The 10115-nt window shown below is 69.0% G+C and carries 12 protein-coding genes; 9 read left to right on the plus strand and 3 right to left on the minus strand.

The window, feature by feature from the left end; all coding sequences use genetic code 11:
- The 6 genes from G6016_RS13620 to G6016_RS13645 all read left to right on the plus strand — a co-directional run.
- Positions 1 to 838 (plus strand): PhoH family protein (locus G6016_RS13620; RefSeq protein WP_206682313.1); only part of this gene is annotated, 838 nt, incomplete at its 5' end.
- Positions 835 to 1317 (plus strand): rRNA maturation RNase YbeY, encoded by a 483-nt coding sequence (gene ybeY / locus G6016_RS13625; protein WP_182633174.1) that lies wholly within the window; start codon positions 835 to 837, stop codon positions 1315 to 1317. The genes G6016_RS13620 and ybeY, both read left to right, overlap by 4 nt.
- Positions 1318 to 1320: 3 nt before the next feature.
- Positions 1321 to 2649 (plus strand): CNNM domain-containing protein, encoded by a 1329-nt coding sequence (locus G6016_RS13630; protein ID WP_182633175.1) that lies wholly within the window; start codon positions 1321 to 1323, stop codon positions 2647 to 2649.
- Positions 2646 to 3554 (plus strand): GTPase Era, encoded by a 909-nt coding sequence (gene era, locus G6016_RS13635; RefSeq protein ID WP_182633176.1) that lies wholly within the window; start codon positions 2646 to 2648, stop codon positions 3552 to 3554. The genes G6016_RS13630 and era overlap by 4 nt, the downstream gene beginning before the upstream one ends.
- A 199-nt stretch (positions 3555 to 3753) precedes the next feature.
- On the plus strand, positions 3754 to 4569 hold the full coding sequence (gene recO / locus G6016_RS13640) for a DNA repair protein RecO (protein WP_182633177.1): 816 nt from the start codon (positions 3754 to 3756) through the stop codon (positions 4567 to 4569).
- Between the two features lie 67 nt (positions 4570 to 4636).
- A complete protein-coding gene (locus G6016_RS13645; RefSeq protein WP_182633183.1) occupies positions 4637 to 5398 on the plus strand; it encodes an isoprenyl transferase in 762 nt (253 codons plus the stop codon).
- Positions 5399 to 5440: 42 nt separating this feature from the next.
- On the opposite strand, the gene G6016_RS13650 is transcribed toward G6016_RS13645, so the two are convergent.
- Positions 5441 to 5854, minus strand: a complete 414-nt coding sequence (locus G6016_RS13650; RefSeq protein ID WP_338403615.1) for a Fur family transcriptional regulator — start codon at positions 5852 to 5854, stop codon at positions 5441 to 5443.
- 7 nt (positions 5855 to 5861) lie between these two features.
- Positions 5862 to 6251: an ArsR/SmtB family transcription factor gene (locus G6016_RS13655; RefSeq protein WP_182633179.1), complete on the minus strand. Its 390-nt coding sequence runs from the start codon at positions 6249 to 6251 to the stop codon at positions 5862 to 5864.
- Between the two features lie 189 nt (positions 6252 to 6440).
- Here G6016_RS13655 and G6016_RS13660 point away from each other — a divergent pair, with 189 nt between their 5' ends.
- The 3 genes from G6016_RS13660 to G6016_RS13670 are packed head-to-tail and all read left to right on the plus strand — an operon-like array spanning position 6441 to position 9782.
- Positions 6441 to 7835 (plus strand): glycine--tRNA ligase, encoded by a 1395-nt coding sequence (locus G6016_RS13660; protein ID WP_182633180.1) that lies wholly within the window; start codon positions 6441 to 6443, stop codon positions 7833 to 7835.
- A 55-nt stretch (positions 7836 to 7890) separates the two neighbouring features.
- Positions 7891 to 8508: an ElyC/SanA/YdcF family protein gene (locus G6016_RS13665; RefSeq protein WP_182633184.1), complete on the plus strand. Its 618-nt coding sequence runs from the start codon at positions 7891 to 7893 to the stop codon at positions 8506 to 8508.
- Positions 8509 to 8519: 11 nt separating this feature from the next.
- Positions 8520 to 9782 carry a deoxyguanosinetriphosphate triphosphohydrolase gene (locus tag G6016_RS13670; RefSeq protein ID WP_182633181.1) on the plus strand — a complete coding sequence of 421 codons (1263 nt, stop codon included), beginning with the start codon at positions 8520 to 8522 and terminating at the stop codon, positions 9780 to 9782.
- Positions 9783 to 9813: 31 nt separating this feature from the next.
- Here G6016_RS13670 and G6016_RS13675 read toward each other — a convergent pair.
- A partial coding sequence (locus G6016_RS13675; protein ID WP_182633182.1) for a hypothetical protein occupies positions 9814 to 10115 on the minus strand: 302 nt, incomplete at its 5' end.

Raw genomic sequence — 10115 nt, forward strand, 5'->3', positions numbered from 1 at the left:
CCCCGCCTCCGTGCGCCGTTCGGTGGAGATCCTCGCCGGTTCCGGGCCGCTGACGGCCGAGGAGGTGCTGGGCACCGACGTGCTCTCGCGCCGCGGCGGCATGATCCGGCCCAAGACGCTCGGGCAGAAGCGGTACGTCGACGCGATCGACGAGCACACCATCTCCTTCGGCCTCGGACCCGCCGGCACGGGCAAGACCTATCTCGCGATGGCCAAGGCGGTGGCCGCCCTGCGCGCCAAGGAGGTCAGCCGCATCATCCTCACCCGGCCCGCGGTGGAGGCCGGCGAGCGGCTGGGCTATCTGCCCGGCACGCTGCACGAGAAGATCGACCCGTACCTGCGGCCGTTGTTCGACTCGCTGCACGACATGATGGACCCCGAGACCATCCCCAAGCTCATGGCCGCCGGGGTGATCGAGGTGGCACCGCTGGCGTACATGCGCGGGCGCACGCTCAATGACTCGTTCATCGTGCTGGACGAGGCGCAGAACACCACGCCCGAGCAGATGAAGATGTTCCTCACGCGCCTGGGCTTCGGCTCCAAGATCGTCGTGACCGGCGACATCACCCAGATCGACCTGCCCGGCGGGCAGCGCTCCGGGCTGAAGGTGGTGCGGGAGATCCTCACCGGGGTCGAGGGCATCCACTTCTCGGAGCTCACGTCCAAGGACGTCGTGCGGCACGCGCTGGTCGGGCGGATCGTCGACGCCTACGCCAAGCACGAGGCCAAGCTCGAGGCCCGCATGGAGAAGTCCGCCACGAACACCGAATCGCGCAAGAACGCCGACACGCACAAGCACGCCGAGACGCACAAGAACAGGGAGCAGCGCCGCCGATGAGTATCGAGGTCGCCAACGAGTCGGGGGTGGAGGTCGACGAGGCCGAGCTGATCGACGTGGCCGCGTTCGTGATCGCCCGCATGGATGTCCACCCCGCCGCCGAGCTGTCCATCACGCTCGTCGACAAGGACACCATGGCCGACCTCCACGTGACGTGGATGAACCTGCCCGGACCGACCGACGTCATGAGCTTTCCCATGGACGAGCTCACCCCCGGCGGCCGGCCGGACCTGCCCGAGCCGGGGCCGGCGATGCTCGGCGACATCGTGCTGTGCCCGGCCTTCGCCGCCGACCAGGCCGCCAGCTCCGGGCACCCGCTCGCGCACGAGCTGGCCCTGCTGACCGTGCACGGCTGCCTGCACCTGCTCGGCTATGACCACGCCGAGCCCGCCGAGGAACGCGAGATGTTCGGCCTGCAGAACGAGCTGCTCGCCGAGTGGTACGACCACCGGGACGAACGCCCGGCGGAGGACGCCTGAGTCGTGGACGAGACCATCTTCGCGGCCGTCGGCGCCGTACTGCTCCTCCTGCTCGCCGGCGTGTTCTCCGCGCTGGACGCCGCCCTGAGCACCGTCTCCGTGGCGCGCGTGGAGGAGATGGCCAAGGACGGCCGATACGGGGCGCCGCGCCTGTCCCGGATGCTGCAGAACCGGCCCCGCTACATCAACGTCGTGGTGCTGCTCCACGTGATGAGCCTGGTCGCCACCGCGGTCCTGTTCACCGTGGTGTTCAACGACCTCATCGACTCGGCGGCCTGGGCCCTGGTCACCGCCGCGGCGGTGACGACGGTCTCCGGCTACGTGGTGGCCGGCGTCGGACCGCGCACCCTGGGCCGGCAGCACGCCTACACGATCGCGCTGGCCTCGGCGATGCCGCTGACGGTGATCGGGATCGTCCTGAGTCCCCTGGCCCGCCTCCTGGTCGGCGTCGGCAACGCCGTCACCCCCGGCGGTGGGTTCCGCAATGGTCCGTTCGCCACGGAGATCGAACTGCTCGAGATCGTCGACATGGCGCGTGAGCGCGGCGTGGTGGCCGACGACGAGTCGCGCATGATCCAGTCCGTCTTCGAACTCGGCGACACCACCGCGCGTGAGGTGATGACGCCGCGTACCGAGATGGTGTGGATCGAGTCCGACAAGACCGTGGGCCAGGCCGCGCGGCTGACGGTCAAGTCCGGCTACTCGCGGATCCCGGTGGTGGACACCGAGAACGCCGACGACGTGGTGGGCGTGGTGTACCTGCGCGACATCGTGGCCCGCCTGGACGACCCGGACGGCCGCGCCGCCCCGGTCGCCGAGGTCATGCGGCCCGCGGTGTTCGTGCCCGACGCCAAGCGGATCGACGACCTGCTCGCCGAGATGCAGCGCGACCACAACCACATGGCGCTGCTTGTGGACGAGTACGGCGGGACCGCGGGACTGGTGTCGATCGAGGACATCCTCGAGGAAATCGTCGGCGAGATCGTCGACGAGTACGACACCACCGAGGTACCGCCCGTGCTGGAGATCGGCGAGGGTCGCTACCGACTGTCGGCGCGGCTCGGCCTGGACGAGGTGGCCGACCTGTTCGACATGGAATTCCCCGACGAGATCACCGAGGAGGTCGAGACCCTCGGCGGCCTGCTCGCCCTGGAACTCGGCCGCGTCCCCCTGCCGGGCGCACGGGTGGTCTCCACGGGTCTGGACCTGCGCGCCGAGGGCGGGCACGACCGGCGGGGACGCGTGAAGGTGGTGACGGTGGTGGCCGAACGCGCCGCCGTGGAACGGTCCGGAGATGACGACGACGACAACGCCGACGAGGAGAACAGATGAGCACGCCCGAGGGGTTCCGCAGTGGTTTCGTCAGTTTCGTCGGCCGTCCCAACACCGGAAAATCGACGCTGACCAACGCGCTGGTGGGGGAGAAGATCGCGATCACCTCCTCGCGGCCCCAGACCACCCGGCACGCCATCCGCGGCATCGTGCACCGTGAGGACTCCCAGATCATCCTCGTGGACACCCCCGGCCTGCACCGCCCCCGCACCCTGCTGGGTGAGCGGCTCAACGCCCTGGTGGAGGAGACCTTCTCCGACGTCGACCTGATCGGGATGTGTTTCCCCGCAGGCGATCGGATCGGCCCCGGCGACAAGTGGATCCTCGAGCAGGTCCGCTCCCTGTGTCCGGGCACCCCGGTGATGGGTCTGGTGACCAAGATCGACTCGGTCTCCAAGCAGAAGGTCATGGAGCAGCTCGTGGCCGTGTCGAAGTTCCTGGGACCGGACGCCGAGGTGGTGCCGGTCTCGGCGGTCTCGGGGGAGCAGGTCGACGTGGTGGCCGAGGTGATCGCCTCGCTGCTGCCGGAGGGGCCGCAGTTCTACCCGGACGACATCATCACCGAGGAGACCGACGAGTCGCGGATGGCCGAACTCATCCGCGAGGCGGCACTGGAGGGTGTGCGGGACGAACTGCCGCACTCCATCGCGGTGACCATCGAGGAGGTCTTGCCGCACGAGGGGCGCGACGACATGGTGGACGTCCACGCGACCGTATACGTGGAGAGGCAGAGCCAGAAGGCGATCGTGCTGGGCCCCAAGGGCGCCCGCATGCGCGACGTCGGCACCCAGGCGCGCGCGGGGATCGAGAAGCTGCTCGGCACCAGGGTCTACCTGGACCTGCACGTCAAGGTACTCAAGGAGTGGCAGCGCGATCCCAAGATGCTGGGTCGGCTCGGTTTCTAGGGGGCGCATCGTCGGCGCGCTGGTGCCGCGTCGCTCGCGCGTCGTCAGCGGGCCGGTCCCCGTGACCCGCCGCGCGCTGTGCTCGCGGCTGTCGCCCCGTGGTGGGATGATGAACCCTCGCACGTGAGGACAGCACACGTACACACCCCGATCCGCACACCGATGCGGTCGAGATCGCCCACACCGTGAGGAGGCCGGGATGCATCCCTTCACCGACACCGGCCTCGTCGTGCGCACCTACGACCTGGGGGAGGCCGACCGGATCGTCACGCTGCTCACTCAGCAGCACGGGCTGGTCCGCGCGGTGGCCCGGGCGGTGCGCCGCACCCGGTCCCGTATGGGCGCGAGCCTCGAACCGTTCGCCGTGGTGGAGGTGCAGATCGCGCCGGGCCGCGGTCGCAGTGGGCTCGGAACGATCCGCCAGGCCTCAAGTCGCGAGTCTCTGGCCCGTCCGCTCGTGGCCGACTACCCCTCGTACACCTCGGGGTGTGTGGTCCTGGAGACCGCGGAGCGACTCGCGGGCGAGGAGGGGGCTCCGACCCCCCGACTGCTCGGCCTCGCCGTCGGCGCCCTTCGGTCCCTCGCCGAACAGCGACGTCCCCCCGGACTGGTTTCCGACGCCTTCCTCCTGCGCGCCATGGCCGCCTCCGGCTGGGAACCGGTCCTGCACTGCTGCGTGCGGTGCGGTGTGGTGGGTCCGCACCGGGCCTTCCACGTGCCCTCCGGCGGCACCGTGTGCGTGCACTGCCGACCGCAGGGGTGCGCCATGCTCTCGCCCGGCGTCGCCGAACATCTCGCGGCGCTGATGGCCGGGCAGTGGGACGCCGTCGCGGTGTCCTCGCCCGCCGTGGCCCGCCAGGCCTCCGGGATCGCCGCCGCGCACCTGCAGTGGCATCTCGAACGCGACCTGCGCAGCCTGCCCCTCATCGACCGTGGTGTGGGCCAGCCCGCGCCGACCGTGACCACCCGTGACATCAGGGAGGAGTCCAGTGCCCGGACTGCCCAGATTTCGTAAGCGCTCCACCGCCTCGGGTGCCCGAACCCCGGGCGCGTCCGCGGCGACCGCGGGGGACCGCCCGGCCATCCGGCCGCCCACACCGCACCCGTCCGGTGCCGTGGCCCCGGCCATCCCCTCAGAGTTCGTGCCGAAGCACGTCGCGTTGGTGATGGACGGAAATGGCCGCTGGGCACAGGAGCGTGGGCTTCCCCGCACCGAGGGGCACAAGCGTGGTGAAGCCGTGCTCATGGACGTCGTCCAGGGCTGCATCGAGATGGGGATCCCGTACCTGTCTGCGTATGCCTTCTCCACCGAGAACTGGAAGCGCAGCCCCGAGGAGGTGCGCTTCCTCATGGGCTTCAACCGCGACGTGCTCCGGCGACGTCGTGATGAGATGAACGCGCTCGGGGTGCGGGTGCGGTGGGCCGGTCGACGGCCCCGCCTGTGGAAGTCGGTCATCTCCGAACTGGAAGAGGCCGAGGAACTCACCCGAGACAACACTGTCATGACCCTGGCGATGTGCGTCAACTACGGCGGTCGCGCGGAGATCGTCGACGCGGCGCAGGCCTTCGCGCGCAGGGTCGCCGCCGGCGAGGTCTCACCCGACGACCTCTCCGAGGACGATTTCGCGCAGTACCTCGACGAGCCGGACATGCCGGACGTTGACCTGTTCCTGCGGCCCTCCGGCGAACTGCGTACGTCCAACTTCCTGCTCTGGCAGAGCGCCTATGCCGAGTTCGTCTTCCAGGACACCCTGTTCCCGGATTTTGACCGCCGCGACCTGTGGGCGGCGTGCCTGGAGTACGCCGAGCGGGATCGGCGATTCGGCGGGGTCACCCCGCCCTGAGTCCGGCACCGGCCGGGGGTGCGAGGGAGTCTGACGGGGAGGTCAGTCAGCTGTTCCGGCGCACTCGGCGCACACTCCGAACAGCTCCACCGAGTGGGTGACCTCGGTGAACCCGTGCGCCTGGCCGGCACTGCGTGCCCACACCTCGACCTTGGGATCTTCCACCTCGACGGTGAAGCCACACACCCGGCACACCAGGTGATGGTGGTGGGAGTCAGAACATTTGCGGAAGATCAGTTCGCCGGAGTCGGTGCGCAGCACGTCCACGGCGCCGGCATCGGACATCGACTGCAGAGTCCGGTACACGGTGGTCAGGCCGATCGTGTCACCCTTATCGCGCAATTCCGCATGCAGGTCCTGGGCGGAACGGAATCCCTTGGATTCGTCCAGCAGGGCCGAGATCGCGCTGCGCTGCCTGGTCGAGCGCACGCCGATGGGCTTATCCGGGGTTGTCACTGGACGATCATTCCTCCCCGGCGTGGTCGACTGCGGCCTCGACGATACGCAGAAGGTGTTGGTCGAGCAGTTCATACCGCATCTCCCTCCCCTGACGGTGGGCGGAGACGACCCCGGAGGACTTGAGCACCCTGAGGTGCTGGCTCACCAGCGGCTGGGTGACCTCGAGCGCGTCCACGAGTTCGTGGACACAGCGTGGCCCGTCGCGAAGCTGGAGGACGATGGCGATCCGCAGGGGCGCCGAGAGTGCACGCAGGAGGTCGCCGGCCGCCGAGACGACCGGTGCGGGCGGGAGTGGCACCGGAGCGGCGTGGAGACCCGAGTGATGATCGGAGGAGTCGGCATCCGTGGCCGCGGACGGTGCTCCACCGGGTGCCGAGGGTGATCCGGGGGTCATCTACTCCTCCTTCCGGCGCCGGTGTCGGGCAGCTCACAGCCCGTGGCGTTGCGGGCAGGGGACCCCAGTATCCCAGACCCGATCCACTCACCGGATACCCTGGGGACAAGTGCCCGGGCGCCAGCCCGGGCCGAGGTGATCCACCCCGACACCTCCGCCCACCGACTCACCAAAGGGAGAACCCCCGACGTGGCAGCCTCAGCTTCCGTCCTCGACACCGTCGTCAACCTCTGCAAGCGCCGGGGCCTGGTGTACCAGAGCGGCGAAATCTACGGCGGTACCCGCTCGGCCTGGGACTACGGTCCGCTCGGAGCGGAGCTCAAGGAGAACATCAAGCGGCAGTGGTGGCGGACGTTCGTCACCGCCCGCGAAGACATGGTGGGCCTGGACTCCTCGATCATCCTGCCGCGCAAGGTGTGGGAGGCCTCCGGCCACGTCGAGACGTTCACCGACCCGCTGGTCGAGTGCATGAACTGCCACACCCGCCTGCGGCACGACCACCTTCAGGAGGCCTACGCGGCCAAGAAGAAGCTGGACGATCCGGCGGACGCCCCGATGTCGGAGATCGCCTGCCCGAACTGTGGGAACAAGGGCAAGTGGACTGATCCGCAGCTGTTCTCCGGCCTAGTGAAGACCTACCTCGGTCCGGTCGACAACGAGGAGGGGCTGCACTACCTGCGGCCCGAGACCGCGCAGGGCATCTTCGTCAACTACAAGAACGTGATGACCACCGCGCGTCGTAAGCCGCCGTTCGGCATCGGCCAGATCGGCAAGGCGTTCCGCAACGAGATCACGCCCGGCAACTTCATCTTCCGCACCCGCGAGTTCGAGCAGATGGAGATCGAGTTCTTCACCAAGCCCGACGAGGCACCCGACTGGTTCGACCGCTGGGTCGAGGAATGCTGGAACTGGTTCGTCGATCTGGGCATCGACCCGGACAATCTGCGTCGCTTCGACGTGCCGGACGGCGAGCGTGCCCACTACTCGGCCCGCACCATCGATTTCGAGTACAAGTTCGGTTTCGCGGGCAGTGAGTGGGGCGAGCTCATGGGTATCGCCAACCGCACGGACTACGACCTGTCGCAGCACCAGAAGCACTCCGGTGAGGACCTCCAGTACTTCGACCAGGCCACGGGCGAGAAGTTCATCCCGTACGTCATCGAGCCCAGCTTCGGCCTGACCCGTTCGCTGATGGCGTTTCTCGTGGACGCCTACACCGAGGACGAGGCACCCAACTCCAAGGGCGGTGTCGACACCCGCACGGTGCTCAAGCTCGACCGTCGTCTCGCGCCGTTCAAGGCCGCGGTGCTGCCGCTGTCGCGCAATGCCGACCTGTCGCCGAAGGCGCGCGACCTGGCGGCGCAGCTGCGCAAGAGTTGGAACGTGGACTTCGACGACGCGCAGGCGATCGGACGCCGGTACCGTCGCCACGACGAGATCGGCACCCCGTTCTGCATCACCGTCGACTTCGACACGCTCGAGGACCAGGCGGTGACCATCCGCGAGCGCGACACCATGGAGCAGGAGCGGGTCGCCATCGACCAGGTGGAGGGTTACCTCGCCCAGCGCCTCACAGGGTGCTGACAGCCTCGGCTGGCACACTGGTCGGGTGAGTAGATCCCGGTCCCCACGTCGCGCGGTGACCAGGGCCTTTGGATGGTTCCTGGTCATCGCGCTACTGCTTTGCCTGATCATCCCCGGTTTCATCGCGTTCCGCGTCTGGCACGTGGCGCGCGTCGACAACCGGACCCCCGCGGATGCGATCGTGGTGCTGGGTGCCGCCCAGTACAACGGCGTCCCGACCCCGGTCTTCCAGGCCAGGCTCGAGCACGCCGCCACCCTCTTCGAGGAGGGAGTGGCCCCGCAGATCATCACCGTTGGCGGAAGTCAGCCCGGCGATCTGTACACGGAGGCGGGCTCGGGCCGCGCATACCTGACCCAGTTGGGCGTGCCCGCCGAGGCGATCCTCGCCGTGGAGACCGGGACCAACACGGTCGGCAGTCTGGAAGCTGTTGCTCAGACCGTGTGGGATCAGGGCGGCGAATCGGTGGTCCTGGTGAGCGATCCCACGCATTCGTACCGTTCCCGGATGATGGCGCACGATGTGGGCCTGCAGGCGTGGACTTCGCCCACACGCCACGGGCCGGCGGTGTGGACCAGGGAGAATCAGATCATGAGCATCATCCGGGAGACCGGGGCGGTGCTCTGGTACCAGTATCAACGCCTTGCCGGCACCAACGTGGACTTCCCGGATTAGGAGAGACGCCCATGACGGGTTACGCCTACGACGAGGCGGACGGCCAGCGCCGTGTCGACGAGAACCCCGGACGGCCGCGGGCGTCGGCGAGCGAACGCAGTCCGTTCGAGCGTGATCGCGCGCGGGTACTGCACTCTGCCGCCCTGCGACGTCTGGCGGACAAGACCCAGGTCGTGGGACCCGGTGACGGGGACACCCCGCGGACCCGCCTCACCCATTCGCTCGAGGTCGCGCAGATCTCGCGCAGTATCGCCGCCGGCCTGGGCTGCGACCAGGACCTGGCGGACCTGGCCGGCCTGAGCCACGACATCGGCCATCCGCCGTACGGACACAACGGTGAACGCGCACTGGACGAGGTGGCGCGCGGCTGCGGCGGCTACGAGGGCAATGCGCAGACCATCCGCATCCTGTCCCGGCTGGAACCGAAGGTGGTCGACGCGCAGGGCAGGGGAGTGGGCCTCAACCTCACCCGTGCCGCCCTGGACGCGGCCACCAAGTACCCGTGGCTGCCCCGCGAGGGCACCAGCAAGTTCGGGGCCTACACCGAGGACGCCGAGATCCTGCAGTGGATCCGGCAGGGGGCCCCCGGCGACACCCGGTCGCTGGAGGCACAGATCATGGACTTCTCCGACGACGTGGCCTACTCGGTCCACGACGTGGAGGACGCGATCGTCGCCGGCCGTCTCGACCTGCGTTCGCTGTCGGATGACTCCGAAGTCGCTGCGCTGGCGGAACTCGGGGCCTCGGAGTTCCGTGGACCAGGTCGGGACCAGTTGGCCGAGGCCGCGGCGCGACTGGCCTCGCTCGAGGTGGTCCGCGCGGTGCAACCATTCGACCCGGGCTTTCGCGGCATGGTCGCGCTCAAGGCGCTGACCAGTGAGCTCGTGGGCCGGTTCGTCATGCCGGCGATCCACACCACCCGCGAGATCCACGGCGCCGTCCCGCACGGTCGATACAGTGCGCAGCTGGAGGTCCCGGACGAGGTCGAGGCCGAAGTGGTGATGCTCAAGACGATGGCAGTGCGCTACGTCATGAGCGATCCGGGACATCGGGTTAGACAGGACCGTCAGCGCGACCGGATCCACCGCGTCGCCGAGTACCTCGCACACTCCGCCCCGGCCGGGCTGGACCCGGTGCTACGCCCGTTGTGGGACGCGGCACCGGACGACGCGGCCCGCATGCGGGTGATCGTCGACCAGGTCGCGTTGTACACCGAGAGCAGGCTCGAGCGCATCGACAGGGCCAGCGCCGGAATCCAGGCCGCCTGGGGGTAGGCCAGACCGCGGCGGCACGGAGTTCGCGCACCTACAGGGCGTGTGCCCGGAGCCGGTTCAGCGCGGTGTCGTCGGACGGGGTGAGCACTTCGCTGAGGTGATTCATCACCCAGGTGAGCCGGCTGAGTGCCATCAGAGCCGTGTGCACGGCCGGGTCACTGCCGGTGGTGAGCTGGCCGTCGTCAGCGTTGTCAGCGCCGTGGTCGTCGGCGACCTCGGCCGAGTGCGGAGGGCCGGGCTCGAGGTGCCTGCGGCCGGGCAGGGTGGTGACGTGGTGGACCTGCTCCCGCGCCTGCGAGGCGGCCGCGCGGGCCCGCGCCACCCCGGTGCCGA

The organism is Dietzia aerolata (genome assembly GCF_014144865.1).
In the GTDB taxonomy this organism is placed as follows: Bacteria; Actinomycetota; Actinomycetes; order Mycobacteriales; family Mycobacteriaceae; genus Dietzia; species Dietzia aerolata.